Below are 16,140 nucleotides of genomic sequence, written 5' to 3' on the forward strand. Positions count from 1 at the left end.
TGGATTCCGCCCGGCGTAGTCTTTTCGTGGATGCGCATTCCCGACCATCCCGTCTTTGTGTCTGAGCGAGGGCGCTGTATCCGCAGGTACGCCGCAAGCCACGGCAAGGCTGATCTGCGTTGGGTCATCATGTCCGATCCTCTTCGCACTCGTCCGCCATCTGCGCAAGGCAGCGCCCCAGCGCCCGCACGGCGTCGATGCCCATCGCCGCATGGACGCGGTGGCCCAGCACCAGCAGCGAGGCGGCAACGCGCGCAGGCTCCAGATCCAGGGCGCTGTCCCCCCGTTGCCGCATCACCTGCTGCTGCGCCGTGATGACCGCCAGCGTCTGCCTGGCTTGCGTGGGCGTCGGCAACTGCCCCAGGCGCGCCATGGCCAGCACCCGCTGCGCCTGCTCCAACTGCTGCCGCTGGGCTTCGGGTGAGATCAGGGTGGTCATGGTCAGGATTGAGGTTCTGAAACGTGGAACGTGGCGTCTGGTGCGAGGAGAAAGGAGGAATGAGGGCGACTCCGACCGTCAGAGCTTGCCCCCACCCAGCCCCCTCACGCCATACGCCCCGGCAGCCTCGCGGCAGTCATGGTCAGTCTGCAGCAAGGCCGCACCCTTGCCATACCGCTTCGTGCAGGCGTCCAGGGTGGTCTGGATGGCTGTTCGGTGCTGCAGAGACCAACCCACGTCGTGGCGGGTCCCGCCCGGCGCTTGAGTCATCTGCTGGGGAGTCTTGCCGCACCCAGCCAGCAAGGCCACTGCAGTCAGCCCGACAACGCCCAGGATGACGGCTTTCGAGGTCATGAGGCTTCCTTCCTGCGGATCGGCACACCCGACCCCTGGCTGGGTTCATCGTTCACCCGCGTAGCCCGGGCCTGCTGGCCGGCGGCATAGCCCTGGCGATACGCCAGCTTGCGCGCCAACGCAGCCTGCGGCGGGCGCCCGGCCCAGCCATCACGCTCACCCACCAGGGCGTAGTCCACCGGGCATCGCCAGAACATCATGGCTGGTCCTCAGGCAAAGGCACAGCCACCGGTGCATGGCAGGCTGGGGTTGGGAGCGCGTGAAGGGGCTGCATGGTGTGCAAGGTAGCAGGAGATACGAATCCATGCAATAGCACACGATACGATTGATGCAACAAGGTATTGCTGCCTCTCCGTATCGCGCTCCCATCGCCCCCCGGCAACGCCCCCTGCCACCCGGCTGATTCGGCCCCAGACTAGTCGTCCAGCAGCGGAGCTTGCCTGGGCGCCGGGATCACCTCGATCTCGGTGGCCAGCATCAGCCGCGGTTTGCCGTTGCGATCGCACTCGTAGTCGCCCCGAATGCGCACCGTCTCCCCCAGCATCAGCTTGGCCCGGGTGTGGTCGATGGTGGCGACGCAGCGGATCGCCCCCACACCCTGCACCCCCCGCAGGTGGAAGCGTCCGGCGTCCAGGTCGATCTCGCGCACCTCGCCGACGAAGGCCCCGGTCTTGCGCTGCAGCAGGTCGGGCCGGCGGAGATAGTCGCGCAGCACGAGGCGTGCGCGCTTGGACAAGGCCGCGCTCTTCTCGCCCGGCGCGCCGACATTGACCGTCTCGATGTCCTGGCGCCCCGTGGGGGTCAACGACAGCAGCGTCTCCAGCAGGCTGTCGCGTTGCGCCGGGTCGGGGACCACGTCACGCAGGGCCGCGGTGCTGATGCGGTCCTCGCCGATCAGGCTGGAGGCGCGGGGCAGGCTGTGCACCGCCTCCCGGACGCTGCCGATCAGCGGCTCGTCCGCCACGGTGAACAAGGCCGAGACGACGGATTCGACCTTCACCCCGATGTACAAACTTCCTGGGGCCATCCCGGTGAGGCGTAGATCCAGGCCCCGCGACAAGCGCTTGGCATCGCGCTGCGCCAGATCGAACAGATTGCTCGAGAGTCGGCGCAGCGCCTTCTCGGCCGTGGTCACGACCCAGTTGAACGCGCCCAGGCGCAAGGCACCTTCGCGCAATGCCGGTCCTTGCGCATGCAGCACCAGATCCGACTGGTCCATCACATGCGCCAGGGGGAGGCTGACACGGATGAGGTCCAGCAGCATCGCATGGCTGGCTGAGACCACCTGGGCCGGGGTGACCTGCATGCCCAGGCTCTGGGCGAACAGCCCCTCGGCCACCATGTTCTCCAGCACCGCGCGCAAGGACTGGTCTGCGTTGTCCGTCCAGTTCATGGTCGCACCACCCTCAGGATGCCCTTGGGATCGCGCGGCTGCAGATTGAGCTCCGCCGCGCACTTGTCCCCAGCGTACTGAAAATACGCCGCAAAATCATGCGGAAGCATCGGGTGCCGGGCCCAGACGTCGACGTGGTAGGCCGTCTTGATCGCATCGTGGCGCAGGCGCAGGGCCAGGCCCAAGCTCAGCGCGCGCACGTCGTCGATCCCCGCCAGGTCCACCACCACGTCGATGTCGTCGGGCACCGCCTTGGCGCGGGTGAAGCTGCCGTCGATGTACAGCGGACAACCGAGATGCATCGGCACGATCTCCTCGGCCAGGAAGCGCAGGAACAGCCGCCAGAGGTGCTGGCGATGCGCGTTCCAGCAAAACTGATCCTGCACCTCGACCAAGGTGCAGTCCCACACGCCCGGAGGCAGCAAGGTGCGATCATCGAGCGCGGGGATCATTCTCGATGAGCATGACGATGGCTTGGGCGATGTTCCGTCCTTCGGCAGGATTCAAGGCATAGGTGCTGAGCAGATCGGCCACCGCCTTGCGCGTCGAGGGGGTGGCGTGCTGCAGCCGATCCCCGAGCTCGTCCATCAGGGCGGCCAGGGTGCGTGGCTTTTGCTGCGCGGTGGACCGTGCCACCATCGCTGCTGCCCTTGGCACTGATCCCGCGGCATCCTGGCGATCGAACCAGCCCTGCATCCCGGCCAGGTCCTCGATGGCAAAGATGGTGTCCTCTTTGATTTTGCGCCGATTGCGCAGCATCTGACGGATGAAGCCGCCATTGCGATGCCCCAGCGCCCGCGCCAACGCCTCGGCGCTGCCGAACTGCGCGGCCGCTCCGCGCAGTCGTTCCAAACGCCAGACCTGCAAGGCATCTTCATCCATGAGCTCAACCCTAGCAAACAAAACGGAAGCACACGATACTTGTAAACAGTAGCAAACGCAACTATGCTCCGCCGCCATGACCTCTCTGACGTCCTTCCGCAGTGGTTTGGCTCCGGAACCCGGGCTCACTCCGGCCCTGGAGTCCCTGCCGGCGCCGCTGACGCCATCGGACTGCGATCTGCGCGGCATGCCCTTCCTGCCGCTGGACGTCGGGCGCTTGATGGACTCGGATCTGTTCGCACTGGCCACCGGCATGGAGTTCAAGGCGGCGGTGGCGTTGTGGTGCAAGGCCTGGACCCAGGTGCCTGCTGCCAGTCTTCCCGCGGATGACCGCATCCTGGCGTATCTGGCCGGAGGGCTGACAACCGCGCGCTGGCGCCAGGTCCAGGCGGTGGCCTTGCGCGGCTGGATGGTCTGTGCCGATGAGCGGCTGTATCACCCCATGCTGGCCGAGCTGGCGCTGGATGCGTGGGAGCGCGTGCGCGGATCCCTGGACGACGCCCGGCCCACGCGCCGGGTCAGCAGCAGTGCCGAGCGCATGCGTCGGCTGCGGGCGCGGCGCAATGAGGACAAGAACGCTGAACCATCGCCGCTGCAGGAGATCCCGCAGGACGGCCTCCAGCGGGACGCGTCACGGGTGACGCCGCCTGTGACGCCTGCTGTGACGCAAGCGGTGACGTCACCCAGCGTCACCGCCGTGACGGCCATGACGTCACCGGTGACGCCCCCCGCTCCAGACCTCACCCCCAAAGACCAAGCTCAAGGGCAATCTCAAGCACAGACCGTGCGCGGGCGTGACGCGCCAGGTGACGTCACCTGTGACGCCCCACGTGACGCCCCACGTGACGCCCCACGTGACGCCTGCAAAGCGATGCGCGCGGCAGGTCTGGCCATGACCCAGCCCGCGCATCCCAAGCTCCTGGCCCTGCTCCGGGCTGGCATGACCGTGCCGGAGCTGGCCGATGCCGCATCCACCGCAGTGGCCAAGGGCAAGTCCTTCGACTACGCGCTGGCCGTGGCCGAAGGTCGCCGCCGCGATGCCGTTCGTGCAGGGGGCTGGGCCGAGGCAGGGTCTGTGCGGGGGACCGGCCCGCCCGGGCTCACGCCGCAAGAACTCTCGCGCCGCGGTTCGCAGAGCCAGGTCAACCTGGCGTCGCTCAAAGCGCGGATTGAGCCCTCAGCACATGAGCCTGCAGTGAATGAACCCGTAGCGCATACATCCACCCCCAACATCCCGGAAGGAGCGTCCCCATGAACCTCAGCGACTTCGATCGTTTCCAGGCCCTGCTGGTGGCGGCCAGCGAGATCTACGACCGCGTCATCTCCGAAGGCGCCGGCTTGATGTGGTGGCAGTTGCTGCAGCCCTATGACGCCGACCGGGTCGAGACCGCCTTCCGCGGCCACTTCGCCGATCCGGACGCCGGGTGCTATTTCCCGAAACCGGCGGACATCGTCCGGCGCATCGACGGCACCAGGACCGACCGCGCCCTGCAGGCCTGGGGCAAGGTGCAGCAGGCCCTGCGCAGCGTCGGGGCCTACCGCGACGTGGTGTTCGACGATGCGCTGATCCACCTGGCCATCGAGGACCAGGGCGGCTGGCCCAAGGTCTGTCGCACCCTGATCGATGAACTGTCCTATCTGCAGCACAAGTTCTGCGAGGCCTACCGCGCCTACGCTGCCCAGCCACCGTCCGATTACCCGGCCTTGCTGACGGGGGACGCCAATGCCTGGAACCGGCTGCAGGGCCGGGCGCTGCAGGCACCGGTGCTGATCGGCCATGCCGAGGCCGCAAGTCGGGTGCTGGCCCAGGGGGTGGGAGCGGGCATCCCCAGGCTGACCCAGGCCACGGCCGATCTGGCACGGCGGGCATTGGCCCCGTTGTTGACCCCGTTGTTGGCGCCGACGCTGGGGTCCATGCGTCAGGCGGCCGGGGGTGAACTGCAAGAGCCGTCTCAGGCCGTGTGTGCGGCGCAGCTGCGCCTGTTCAGCACCGACCAGGGAGCCCAGCGATGAGCGGGGAATCCACCACGACAGGTTTGGACCCGCGCCAGGACCTCTGGCATGTCGACCCCATCATCAACCTGCCGCTGCAGTTGATCAGACCCGACCCACAGTCGCTGCGCCGGGCTTGCGATCCCCAGACGCTGGAAGAGCTTGCCCAGAGCATGGCCATGGTGGGTCAGCTCCAGCCCATCGGCGTGCGCCGGGATGGGGCCGGGTGGCGGGTGGTGTATGGGGAGCGGCGCTGGCGCGCGGCCCAGCTTCTGAACTGGCCTGTGCTGCAGGCGCGGGTGCTGCAGTTGCAAGGGCCAGCCGAACGGGTGGTGCAGGCTTGCGAGAACCTGCACCGCGAGGCGCTCTCCTTGAGCGAGCAGGCCGGCATGGTCTTGCGTCTGGTCGAGGCGGGGATGCCGGTCGAGGCGGTCGCCCGGGCGCTGGGCCGGCACACCGCCTGGGTGCAGGCGATGCTGGCGATCGTGCGCGATCCCGTGGCGCAGGCTTTGATCGATGCCGGACGGCTGGACAGTGCACAGGCGTGGACCCAGTTCATGGCCTTGCCGCCCGCGGCACGCAAGGCGCTGCTGGATACAGGGCAGATGATCACCGTGCTGCGGTGCGCACGGGAGGAGGCGACGGCGCGGGAACGCGAGCGGGAACAGGCAACCAAGCGCAAGCGCGAACCGGCAACGCGCAGGAAGGCGGGTGGGACATGAACGCGGCGGCGATCTATGCGGACCTGAGTCAACACGAGCTGCACAACGTGGCGGCGCGTGCGCGGTTGCCGGTGGACGACATCCGTCAGGAAGCCCAGTTGCTGTGCTGGGTGATCGCCAGCGGACACAGCGACTACGACAGCCGGCTCGGCAGCACGCGGGGTTACATCATGGGTCGGCTGTGGAAGCTGGCCCTGCGCGAGGCGCTGGCGCCGCATGCTGTGGACTTCGGACCGGATGAGGAGGATGAGCATGGGGAGGGGGCCGTCCTGGGTGCCGTGGATCGGCTGGCGTCGCCATCGGTGCTGGAAGCCTTGATCGAGGCGGAGGATCAACGTGCGCTGGAAGCTGCAGCCGAGGCCAGGGATCGGCAGCGGCGCAAGACTGCGGCTGATCTGCCCACCACACTGCTGCTGGCTCAGCGCGGGGTGTCGCACGGCACGATCGCTGCGTTGACCGGGGTCACGCGCCAGGCTGTGCGGCAGAAGCTGGCCCGGGCGCGGGGGGAGGGTTGAGGGGGGTGTGCCGGGCCGGGGTGTGCGCCAGGGATCGGCGAGGCAGGTAGCCGCCGGATCAAGACTGGGGTGAAGGGCTTGGTGCTGTCGGCCAGTGCACGTCCAGGCCTTGTTCTGCGGGCGTCAAGGGGCTGGCCTGTGGGGTCCAGGTGATCGGGGGGCGGAAGGGGAGCAGTGGCGCACCCTGCGCTGCGCCGGCTGGCCAAGTTCCGGCCAGGGCCCATGGGGCCAGCTTGCCACCGGGGATCGCCGGGATCGACACTCCGGCCTGGGCATACACACGGGCGCTGTAACGCGCACCGGCTAGGCTGGTGGCGGCGCCGGTGTTGTAGCTGGACAGTGCTGCACGCAGGTCGCCGCCGGATTGCGGCCATCCGGCCAGCAGGATGGTCTGTGCGGTGCGAAGATTGGTGCAGGGATCGAAGATGGCCTGGACGCCGAGGTGCAGCGCGGGCAGGTTGTTGCTGTCGATCTGGGCCAGGCCGAGATCGACGGCGTGGTGGGCGGCGATCAGGCGGCGGGCCAGGGCGACGGCGGCGTGCAGGTCAGCCGGATGGTAGGTCCGGCCGCTGGTGTTGTCGTGGATGGCGAGGACAAAGCCAGCGCTTTCTTGCTGGACGATGGCGGCCAGGGTGATGGGGGCGACGTGCGGGGCGCAGGCCAGGATCAGCTGGATCGGGGTCATGGCCTCAATCGGTGAGGTGACAAAGGGGTGGGGGTGAAGGGTCTGACGTGAGCAGACTACCCAACGCATACGCAAAAACATGGATGGTTTGTCGGTTTTTGCATATGATCCGGGTATGGCTTCCCTTGAGCAATTCATGGATGACCGGCTCCTCCATGGTCGTGCGTACTTCGACCGTGAAGAGGCGCCAAGGGACTCATCGTTGATACTTTGATGCCGTATTTATCGGAGGACCCACCCCACCACAGCGGGGCTTTCTCCTCAACACATGACGGCTTCATCTCGGTGCTCCTGCATCAGTCCCCGTGGGGAGACATCCATAGCATCTCCTTGGGTACGCAGGCAACCGATCAGTCTTCCGCCTTCGGCAAGTCGGCGGCGCGTACCGCGCGCAGCACTTCCCGAAAGACATCATCGAATGGCGGAAGATGGTTCATCTGGTGCGCGAGACGAGCGGCCCAGAGCCGCCGAAGACGATCTTCCTTGGTGGCGATTGCATGCTCCATGCCTGCAACGACGCGCTGTCGCAATGCCAACTTGGTATCGAGTTCGGCACGCATCTCCGCAACGCGCAAGTTGGTGGAACCGAACAGATACCAGAGGTCATAAAGGTCGCGCGGCTCATTGCGCGCCCGATCGCTCAAGGCCAGCAGTTTTTCAACCACGATCTCCTCGATGGCGTAGACCTTCACGGTCGGCCCTTCGGGCAAGTCATCGAAGCTGTCGTAGGTGCGCTGAATCGGGCGGTCTCGCAGCGGGAAGCACAGGACTTCGTTGATCGTGATATCAACCTTTACATCGTTCGCGGCGGGCAGTGGTCCCTGGTAGCGCAGATAGAACGTATGGCTATTCTGGTGGCCGTGGCGGTCTTCGCGGTCGAAAGCGATCCGCAGGCCGCAGGCGGCTTCGACGGTCACGAAGATTTCGCCCAACCCAGCAAGGATATCTTCAAGGGTAATCGGACGGGTCAGCGTGAAATCCAGGTCTTCCGAAAACCGATAGTCCTCGAACCAGCAGCGCCGCAGGGCGGTGCCACCTTTGAAGGCCAGCGCCTCACGTAACGGATGACCAGCTAAGCCGGTCAGGAACCAGGCCAGCACGTAATCGCGTTCGATGACGGCCTCGGGGATGCGTCGCCCGCCAGCGGTCACCAGCGTGTTGGAAATCATGGAAATGTTGCGTTGGGGAATCATCAGCCAAGCCTCACGGCATCCAGTTCTTCGGGAGTCACGTTGAGCTGGAGCCTCCAACGTGAGAGGAACGCCCCCTCGACGGGGAGCAGTGGATCGAGGCGCTGGTACGTTGCCGTCAGCATGCCGCGCAATTGTTCCAGCACCGGAGCATCGGCCAAGCCATAGTGTTCCAGCAGGTAGCCGAGACGACGCACGACGGCGCCGACGCCGAGGCGTCGTGCGTAGTCCACCAGCCGTTCGACTTTCAGCACGTCCCGCTTCATCCACAACCCCTTGGCGACTTCGGTAACGCCACCGGCAAATGCCGGGTGTCGGAGACCATCGATGATGGTGCGCTCCATGTCGCTGATCATCACGAAGCGTTCCTTGTCGATCCAGTGCTTCATGACCCCGAATTCTTGCTCCGCCTTAATGTGGACAAACCGAAAGTCATAGCCGCCCACCGTCTGCGGACGCACGCGCCGCGTACATGACACATACACGGTGAAGTTTGGCTGCGTCACCATGCGGTGCAGTTCAAGCGCTGTGCCGTGCGACAGGAAGTAGGGCGCTGCACCGGCGAGTTCACGCGCGATCAAGTACGGGCTATCGATGTGCTCAGTGGCCCGGCCGAGTTCGAATGGCACGAGGTTGTACAGGCCAGGCTTCAGTCGCGTGACCAAGCCTCGCTGCTGGGCCTTGTGCACGAGATTGCGGGCCGCCGCAGCCGATAGGCCGGTGATCGATTCCACATCCGCCAAGGTGAACGTAGACCGGCGTAGTTCATTCAGCTCAGTGAAGAGCTGCGCTGCGCGTGGGCCTAGCGTCTTCGTTTGCAAATGATATTTTGCGCTCAATATGCACCTCGAAAAGAAACGAACTGCGCGTTAAATATAACATCAACGATACTCAGCGGCAAGTTCGTCTCTCTCTAGGAGACAAATTGAGCGTAAAATGTAACAATTAAAACTCAAAGGCAAAAATCGCCATAGGTTGCACCAAAAAGGGAGTGCTCGATGACCGTCAGTGTCCACAATCCAGACCAGTACATGGCCAGCCTGCGGCAGATCATTGCCCAGGGACGCAAGCGGATTGGCCTCTTGGTCGGGGCGGGCGCGCCGGCCGGTATCTTCCCTCCTGGTAGCGACAAGCCGCTGATCCCTGCTGTGGCAGGCCTCACCGACATGGTGATGGAAGCGCTGAAAGCCGACTACGGCAAGACCCTGGACGCCGTATGGGCCGAACTGAAAACCCCAAACATTGAAACGGTCCTGTCGCGAGTGCGCAGTTTGGCCGGCGTCATTGGCAAGACGAAGGTTCATGACCTTGATGGGGATGGGTACAAAAAGCTGAGCGAAGCCATCTGCGAGCAGATCGGCACCATCGTCAACAAGCCCCTTCACGACGGTCCTTCGCCGTACACCGAGTTCGTGACGTGGATCAGCGGCACGGGACGCGAACACCCAGTGGAAATTTTCACCACCAACTACGACCTGTTGTTCGAGCAAGCGCTGGAGCGCACGCGCGTCCCGTTTTTTGACGGGTTCAGCGGTGCCAGTGAACCCTTTTTCGATCCGTCTACTGTGGCGAGCAATGACCTGCCAGCGCGTTGGACGCGCTTGTGGAAGCTGCATGGTTCGCTCGGCTGGGCCGCCAATGCGCGAGGCGAAGTGGTGCGCACGGGGAAGGCGAATGCCACCCACTTGGTGTTCCCCGAGCATCTGAAATACGACCAGACGCAGAAGGCACCGTATGCCGCGCTGTTCGACCGCTTGCGGGCGTTCCTGATGATGCCCGACACGTTGCTGATCGCGAGCGGGTTTTCCTTCGCTGACGCGCACATTTCCGCGCGGATCGATGAATGCCTGGCCGCCAATCCGTCGGCCAGCGTGTTCGCGTTCCAGTTCAAACCGCTCGAACAAGAAATTCATGCCCGCGACATCGCGGGGCGCCGCGCCAACATGAGCTTGTATTCCCCGGACAAGGCCATGATCAATGGCATCGCGGCGCCGTGGATGCCGGGCGACTTGCCAACGCGCGACTGGGGGGCTATTCGAGCCACTTATTGGGACCTCGATGAGAGGAGCGGGGCCGCACAGTTTCAACTTGGCCGTTTCGACCGGCTCGCGCGGTTCTTCGCATCATCACGCGCGGCTCAGCATTTCCCGCCTCCACTACCGACGGCAGAGTCATCGACTGCCGCGGCTTCTTCCACGCAGGAAGACGCGGCGGTAGTGTCATCGGCTGGTGTTGCATGAACTCGAAGCCGACATTGTTGGGGCACGTGGGTGCCGTGACCGGCGCGACAGTCAGCATCCGGCAGTCGCCGAGTGTGGCCTCGGGCATCGCCATCATCGGCGGCAAGAGCTACCGCATCGGCCAGGTAGGCAGTTTCGTGCGCATCCCACAGGGTTATCACGATCTGTACGGCATCGTCGCGGAGGTTGGTGCGAACGCGACGCCAGAGGCAGCGCGCGAGCCCAATGATCGCGGCGACCGTTGGATGACGATCCAACTGGTCGGCGAGATCGTCGGCTCGTCCTTCGAACGTGGGATCAGCCAATACCCAAGTGTCAACGATGAAGTGCACTTGGTCACCGAAGAAGACTTGGCTGTGATCTACGGTTCGGCTGACGGTGGACAGGTTGTCATTGGCCGCTTGGCCAACGCTGAAGGCATCTCAGTCCGTATCGACCTCGATAAGCTGGTCACACGACATAGCGCAGTGCTCGGTTCTACGGGCGCGGGGAAATCGACTACGGTCGCTAGCCTGCTGCGATCGATCGTTCTGGGGGAAACCGGCGAAGCGCATGGGGGCTTTCCCAGCGCGAGTGTTCTGCTGCTCGATGTCCACGGCGAGTACAGCCGTGCCCTGCAATCCATCGCAACAGTCTTTCGGGTCAACCCCAGTGATGGCGAAGAACCGTTGCACATCCCATTCTGGGCGCTTGACCCCGCTGACCTGCTGACCTTCCTGATGGGGAAGCTCGACGACAAAGCCATGAGCCAGATCCTCGACAAGGTTCTGGACTACAAGATGACACTCGCCAACGCGGTGTCGTTTGCCGGCTTGGACGTCACGTCGATGACGGCGGACAGCCCTGTTCCGTTCAATCTGAAGAAACTGTGGTTTGAGTTGGTCGACCCGGAGATCAAAACCTGGGAAGACTCAGCCAAGACCAAGCCTGCGCTCGTAGAGGCGGGCGATGCGGAAACATTGAAGGCGCCCAAATACAAGCCAAATGGCCTGGGGTCAACCGCGCCGTTCATCAACAACATCGGTGTTCTCAGCATCCGGCGGCCGTTGGATCAGATGCGGTCGCGTCTTCTCGATCGACGCTATGACTTCCTGCTACATCCAGGTGCGTGGGAGCCCAAGCTCGACGGCAGTACCGAGAAAGACCTGCCGGATTTGCTGAGTACTTGGCTCGGCCATGGAAAACCCATAACCATTCTGGACCTCTCCGGCATACCAAGCGCCGTGCTTGCACAATTGATCGCGGCCATCTTGAAGATCATCTATGAAGGCTTATTCTGGGGGCGCGAGAAGAGCGAGGGTGGCATTCACCGCCCCATGCTTGTCGTCATGGAAGAGGCGCACCGCTATCTCTCAAAGGAGGGCGGTGGGCCGGCGCGTGACATCGTGCAGAGGGTCGTCAAGGAAGGACGCAAGTTCGGCATCGGCGCAATGATCGTCAGTCAACGTCCTTCCGAAGTCGACGAAACGATCCTGTCGCAGTGCGGCACATTCATCGCCTTGCGGCTTTCCAACGCGGCGGATCGGAGCAAAGTCCAGGGTACGCTGCCAGACAATCTGTCCGGCATCGTCGAAAGTCTTCCCGTGCTGCGAACCGGAGAAGCAATCATCACGGGCGAAGCTGCACGCCTTCCGTTGCGTTGCCGCATCGCCTTGCCGAATGAAGAGCACCGCCCACAGAGTGAGGACCCCGCGGTAGCAAAACGCTGGAAGGGCGAGCGCATCAGCGAAGACTACACACGGCTCGCTGCATCTTGGCGAGCGCAAAATTCATTGTGGGCTGCTGCCCGTTATACGCGCGAAAAACTTAAGCCCGAGGAGATTGCCGATATGGAACGCGAAATGGTGGCTTCGTCCACGATCTTGTCTGCGGGTTATGAAGCTGCTTCAGAGACCTTGGAAGTCGAATTCAAGAGTGGTGGCACTTACCAGTACTACAACGTACCGGAATCGGTCTATCACGACTTCATGGCTTCGGATTCGAAGGGGAAGTTTCTGCACGTCTATATCAAGAGCTCGTATCCCTACTCGCGTGTGTAACAGCAGCATCGAACAAAACGAATGCGTCGAGGAGGCAAGGGTGATTCCGACTGACAACGAAACCAAAGTTGATTTGCTCAACAACGAAGCGTTCGCGACGACCATCATCGGACTGCTGCGCGAGAAACCGGATCACCCTGTCACGATCGGTTTCCACGGCGACTGGGGCGTGGGGAAGTCCAGTGTCCTGGAGATGATCGAGTGAGCAAAACTCATCGCTACGACCATGACCGATTCACCGCCCCCACCAACGGCACCCCCATGAGCCTGGCCCAAGCCAGGGCGCTGGCGGCCTGAATCTCCGGTGCTGCATTCCCCTCTGGCGCCCACCAGTCGTTCGACATCGCCAGGATCACATCCGGCCTCTGCCACAGCGCCTCCAGCCAGGTCCACGGCTGCACCTGCTCGACGCACAGCGCGGCCCACACCCGTTTCCCACCGATCACAAAAACCCGCTGCCACCAGGCGGGCTGCAGCGAGTCTTGTACCCAAGGCTGCCAGTCGCCGCCGAGCAGCAGACCCGCGGCCCTGGTCGCAAGTCGCACCGCGGCACGGCCATGGCTCACCAGCACCACCGCATCCGCCTTCCCAGCCTGCGCACCGATCAGCCAGATCTGTCCTGGCGGTACGGCAGCAGCGAACTCCTGCCGCGTCCCCGGCAGCCAATCCCCCAGAAGAGCCTCCGGCAAGACCACCACCCGCGCTCCCCGACCCTGGGCCCGTGCCGCCTCGATGAGGATCTGGTTGTTCTCGATCGTGCCGAGGACGCTGTTCCTGCTGGGCACCACATGCGTCCGGACCCCGACCCAGCCCTTTGGCAATTTCACGGCAGTGCCAACGCGCTCGTCGCGATAGGCATCACCATTCGCCACCATGGCAACAACCGTCAAGCCCAGCACGGCAGCCCGCGCTGGAAACCACCTGCGTTTCCCGTCCCCGCACTTGTCCCGATCCTCGTCCCCATCCCCTCCCGTAAGCCTGCGCACCAGCGCCTGCATGGCGATGGCCAGCAGCACCAAGCTCCCCAACCCCATCCACCCCAACCCCGGGAACAACACCCCGGACGCATTCAGCGGCGACAACCAGCCGATCACACCCAGTGGCGGCAAGGCCGTCGCCGCCAGCGCGAGGAGCAGACCCACAGGCCCAGACGCCCCAATCCAGGGCCCTGCCAATGCCGCTGAGCATGCCGCCCAGGCCGCAACACCCGCCTCAAGATGCCCCGGCCCCCAATACCCCGTGGCCGCCCCGATGATCGGCCAGCAGCCCGTGGCGTAGTAGCCCCATGCCGCAAGAAAGCGCTCGGTGGCCTCACGCCCGGCCGCCACCACCACGACCAGCCCCATGGACAAGAACGGCCCCCAGAGCCCAGACCCTCCGAGCAGCCAGCCCATCCCCAGAAGCACGCCCAACACGCCGACCGCCAACAATCGTCCCCACTGCTGCAGTGCCATCCCCAAGCATCGCAAGCTTTCAGCGCGCATGCCGACACTCGGTTCGCAGCCGGTCGATCGTCACCTGCTGGTGCTGGAGCTCCGTGGCTTGCCGGGCGAACACCGGTGCCAGCATCTCCCCTTGACGGTACTGTCCCCACCACCAACTGCCATAGCCCGTCGCCCCGAGCGCCAGCCCGAAAGCGATGAGACAGCTTGCGCTCAGCACCTCCCGCAGCCGCTCCTTGATCCCGACGTCCACCCGGGCGTTCACGACCAGTGGCGGCATCGCCGCGGCCAGCCGTGCCGCCAGCTCCGCCAGGTCGATGGACGGCATCCTGGGCACCTTCTGCTCCTGCAGCCCCTGCCGCTGCAGCACCGCCGGCAGGGCATCGACCCTTTCCACCAACTGCTGCGTTCTGCCGGACAACGCATCGACCCGATCGAGGAACTCCAGACTCAACGCCCGCATCGCCGCCGACACCTCCGCATGCCGCGGGATGCGCGCCCAGCGCCAGGCCAGATCCACCAGGTGCGGAGCCGTGGCCGGATCGTCCACCAGAATGCGGCAGCGCTCCAGCGTGCCCAGGATGGCGCGGATGTCCTTCCACTGCGCCTCGGTCGGCAAAGCCCCCAGCGCGTCCAGGAAGATCTGCTCGGCATTCGAGTATGCCATCACCGCCCCCTGGCCGCACCTCCGGCCGCATTCCCGATCGCGTTCCCGACCGCATTCCCAATGACCTTCCCAGCTGGGTTTCCAACGGTTTCGACCTTCGCCATTGCCGCACCTGAGCGGTCCAGCCAGGACTGCAGCGCCAGGCGATAGCCAAAGGGCAGGGGCTTGCCATCGATGCCCGCGGCCAGCACGTCATGCAAGGGTTTGCGCCCCAGCATCACCGTCAACTGGTCATTGAGTTCCGGCAGCTCGGCCTCCACCCAGGCCCCCTCCACGACCAGTTGCCGCCGCAGCGCATCCAGGGTCCAGAGTGAGAACTGCTGCGCCTGGCCGAAGAACAGGTTCTTCACAACGAGTCCCGCGCCATATCGCACCGCCATGTGGCGCAGCCGGTAGCGCAGCGCCCGGATGCTCTCCTGGGTGCGGCTGAGCAGCCAGACCGGAACGGTGTGGGCTTCCCGCAGGACGGCATCCACGATCGGGATGGACCCGTCGAAGGCCCGGCTGCCGATCTGCGCCGGCATGTTGACGATGATGCGGTAGTCCACCGTTTGGGACTCCTCCACCGCCATCGCGATCCTGGTGCCAAAATCGATCCAGCCGCTTTCGCTGGACAGATCGATCAGCGCCGCCCCCAGGATGGCGCCATCCGCCTGCAGCCCACCCTCGCCGCACACGTCCGGGTTGGAACGGTCGGCATCGAACACCAGCAGGCGTGGGCGCTCGGCCTCCGGCTGGGCCACATAGTGGTGCACCAGGGCACGTGCAGCCAGGCTCTTGCCCACGCCACCCTTGTCACCGTCGATCAGAAAGGTTTTCAGCATGGAAATCTCCTTCAGAGTTTGTCTTCGCCAATGAACGCCCGCCTGGCCTCGGGCGGTCCCTCGAACTGCTTGCGCAGCCGGTAGTCCGCATCCGACTCGTCGGCGCGCTGATCCGAGCCGTCGGCCCAGGCTGGCAGATCGGGGAGGGTGGAGACGCGCTGAGCAGCCGTGGTGACAGAAACCGGTGTTGCGGACTGCGGCGCAGGCTTCGGGACCTCCCGCGACCGGAGCCGCTGGCGCTGCCGCTCGCGCAACTGCCCCAGCGCATGGCGCAGATCGGCCTTCGGAATGGCCGCGAACGTCAGGCTCAGTTCGGCCAGGACCTCGTCGAACGAGGCCCCACTCCCGAGCAGTTCTGTGATCAGCGATTCCTGTTCCCGCACATAGCGCTGGGCGTACTCGCGGGGGCTCACAGCCCTCTGCGCCGCCTGGCGCGCCTGCAGCCGGGCCAGCAGCCGCTCCGAGGCGGTCTGGCGCTGGGCGTCGGCCGCCGCCGCATCGAACGGTGGTGCATCGGCCATCTCGGGATCTGCCATCTCGTCTCCAGGGGAAATCAGCTTGTGGCGGTGGCCCCGCATCCACGGGGCCCCAGCCTCAATCGGCGGGCAGGAAACGGGAGAGTCGTGGAAGGACAGGTGCGGCAAGGGGCAGGTGCGACAAGGGAACCGCGGAGAGCCCTTGGTGGCCACTGCAGATGGCGGGTGTCGGGCGCAGCCTGACCAGGGGGTTGCGCGTCGAGTCCGGGGCGCGTCTTGT

General features: G+C 64.8%; 20 protein-coding genes. 7 read left to right on the forward strand and 13 right to left on the reverse strand.

All coding sequences use genetic code 11. The features are described 5' to 3' along the window. Positions 1-127: 127 nt before the first annotated feature. The 6 genes from THIX_RS09020 to THIX_RS09045 form a co-directional block, all read right to left on the reverse strand. The gene (locus THIX_RS09020) at positions 128-439 is read right to left on the reverse strand and encodes a hypothetical protein (RefSeq protein ID WP_112485972.1); all 312 of its coding nucleotides are present in this window, start codon (positions 437-439) and stop codon (positions 128-130) included. A 78-nt stretch (positions 440-517) separates the two neighbouring features. After that, positions 518-793 (reverse strand): hypothetical protein, encoded by a 276-nt coding sequence (locus THIX_RS09025; protein WP_112485973.1) that lies wholly within the window; start codon positions 791-793, stop codon positions 518-520. Continuing rightward, positions 790-993 carry a hypothetical protein gene (locus THIX_RS09030; protein WP_112485974.1) on the reverse strand — a complete coding sequence of 68 codons (204 nt, stop codon included), beginning with the start codon at positions 991-993 and terminating at the stop codon, positions 790-792. Before THIX_RS09030 ends, THIX_RS09025 begins: the two co-directional genes overlap by 4 nt. Positions 994-1,208: 215 nt before the next feature. Continuing rightward, positions 1,209-2,186 (reverse strand): hypothetical protein, encoded by a 978-nt coding sequence (locus tag THIX_RS09035; RefSeq protein WP_112485975.1) that lies wholly within the window; start codon positions 2,184-2,186, stop codon positions 1,209-1,211. Beyond that, positions 2,183-2,638, reverse strand: a complete 456-nt coding sequence (locus THIX_RS09040; RefSeq protein ID WP_112485976.1) for a hypothetical protein — start codon at positions 2,636-2,638, stop codon at positions 2,183-2,185. The genes THIX_RS09035 and THIX_RS09040 overlap by 4 nt, the downstream gene beginning before the upstream one ends. Next, complete coding sequence (locus tag THIX_RS09045) at positions 2,619-3,068, reverse strand: hypothetical protein (RefSeq protein WP_112485977.1); 450 nt, start codon at positions 3,066-3,068, stop codon at positions 2,619-2,621. The genes THIX_RS09040 and THIX_RS09045 overlap by 20 nt, the downstream gene beginning before the upstream one ends. A gap of 76 nt (positions 3,069-3,144) precedes the next feature. Between THIX_RS09045 and THIX_RS09050 the strand changes: the two genes are divergently transcribed. From THIX_RS09050 to THIX_RS09065, 4 genes are read left to right on the forward strand one after another with little or no spacing between them, the layout of a single operon-like run. Continuing rightward, positions 3,145-4,323: a DUF1376 domain-containing protein gene (locus THIX_RS09050; protein WP_112485978.1), complete on the forward strand. Its 1,179-nt coding sequence runs from the start codon at positions 3,145-3,147 to the stop codon at positions 4,321-4,323. Further along, positions 4,320-5,081: a DUF6475 domain-containing protein gene (locus THIX_RS09055; protein WP_112485979.1), complete on the forward strand. Its 762-nt coding sequence runs from the start codon at positions 4,320-4,322 to the stop codon at positions 5,079-5,081. The genes THIX_RS09050 and THIX_RS09055 overlap by 4 nt, the downstream gene beginning before the upstream one ends. Then, positions 5,078-5,782, forward strand: coding sequence for a ParB/RepB/Spo0J family partition protein (locus THIX_RS09060; protein WP_112485980.1), 705 nt, complete (start codon positions 5,078-5,080; stop codon positions 5,780-5,782). Before THIX_RS09055 ends, THIX_RS09060 begins: the two co-directional genes overlap by 4 nt. Beyond that, positions 5,779-6,297: a hypothetical protein gene (locus tag THIX_RS09065; RefSeq protein WP_112485981.1), complete on the forward strand. Its 519-nt coding sequence runs from the start codon at positions 5,779-5,781 to the stop codon at positions 6,295-6,297. The genes THIX_RS09060 and THIX_RS09065 overlap by 4 nt, the downstream gene beginning before the upstream one ends. A gap of 58 nt (positions 6,298-6,355) precedes the next feature. On the opposite strand, the gene THIX_RS09070 is transcribed toward THIX_RS09065, so the two are convergent. From THIX_RS09070 to THIX_RS09080, 3 genes are all read right to left on the reverse strand, one after another. Further along, positions 6,356-6,982 (reverse strand): lytic transglycosylase domain-containing protein, encoded by a 627-nt coding sequence (locus THIX_RS09070; protein WP_112485982.1) that lies wholly within the window; start codon positions 6,980-6,982, stop codon positions 6,356-6,358. A 350-nt stretch (positions 6,983-7,332) separates the two neighbouring features. Then, a complete protein-coding gene (locus THIX_RS09075) occupies positions 7,333-8,151 on the reverse strand; it encodes a nucleotidyl transferase AbiEii/AbiGii toxin family protein (RefSeq protein ID WP_199195257.1) in 819 nt (272 codons plus the stop codon). Between the two features lie 23 nt (positions 8,152-8,174). Beyond that, complete coding sequence (locus THIX_RS09080) at positions 8,175-9,011, reverse strand: type IV toxin-antitoxin system AbiEi family antitoxin domain-containing protein (RefSeq protein WP_112485984.1); 837 nt, start codon at positions 9,009-9,011, stop codon at positions 8,175-8,177. Between the two features lie 159 nt (positions 9,012-9,170). Here THIX_RS09080 and THIX_RS09085 point away from each other — a divergent pair, with 159 nt between their 5' ends. The 3 genes from THIX_RS09085 to THIX_RS09095 are packed head-to-tail and all read left to right on the forward strand — an operon-like array spanning position 9,171 to position 12,656. Continuing rightward, positions 9,171-10,412 (forward strand): SIR2 family protein, encoded by a 1,242-nt coding sequence (locus THIX_RS09085; protein WP_112485985.1) that lies wholly within the window; start codon positions 9,171-9,173, stop codon positions 10,410-10,412. Further along, on the forward strand, positions 10,409-12,451 hold the full coding sequence (locus tag THIX_RS09090) for a helicase HerA-like domain-containing protein (protein ID WP_112485986.1): 2,043 nt from the start codon (positions 10,409-10,411) through the stop codon (positions 12,449-12,451). Before THIX_RS09085 ends, THIX_RS09090 begins: the two co-directional genes overlap by 4 nt. A gap of 40 nt (positions 12,452-12,491) precedes the next feature. Beyond that, a complete protein-coding gene (locus tag THIX_RS09095) occupies positions 12,492-12,656 on the forward strand; it encodes a P-loop NTPase fold protein (protein ID WP_199195399.1) in 165 nt (54 codons plus the stop codon). A gap of 13 nt (positions 12,657-12,669) precedes the next feature. Here the strand turns inward: THIX_RS09095 and THIX_RS09100 are convergent, their stop codons facing one another. The 4 genes from THIX_RS09100 to THIX_RS09115 are packed head-to-tail and all read right to left on the reverse strand — an operon-like array spanning position 12,670 to position 15,920. After that, positions 12,670-13,935, reverse strand: coding sequence for a conjugal transfer protein TraB (locus THIX_RS09100; protein WP_233224474.1), 1,266 nt, complete (start codon positions 13,933-13,935; stop codon positions 12,670-12,672). Beyond that, the gene (locus tag THIX_RS09105; RefSeq protein ID WP_112485987.1) at positions 13,925-14,560 is read right to left on the reverse strand and encodes a hypothetical protein; all 636 of its coding nucleotides are present in this window, start codon (positions 14,558-14,560) and stop codon (positions 13,925-13,927) included. Before THIX_RS09105 ends, THIX_RS09100 begins: the two co-directional genes overlap by 11 nt. Next, positions 14,560-15,384, reverse strand: a complete 825-nt coding sequence (locus THIX_RS09110; protein ID WP_112485988.1) for a hypothetical protein — start codon at positions 15,382-15,384, stop codon at positions 14,560-14,562. Before THIX_RS09110 ends, THIX_RS09105 begins: the two co-directional genes overlap by 1 nt. 11 nt (positions 15,385-15,395) lie before the next feature. Beyond that, complete coding sequence (locus tag THIX_RS09115) at positions 15,396-15,920, reverse strand: hypothetical protein (protein ID WP_146748488.1); 525 nt, start codon at positions 15,918-15,920, stop codon at positions 15,396-15,398. Between the last annotated feature and the right edge of the window lie 220 nt (positions 15,921-16,140).

The sequence above is a fragment of the Thiomonas sp. X19 genome (genome assembly GCF_900089495.1).
Taxonomy (GTDB): Bacteria; Pseudomonadota; Gammaproteobacteria; order Burkholderiales; family Burkholderiaceae_C; genus Thiomonas_A.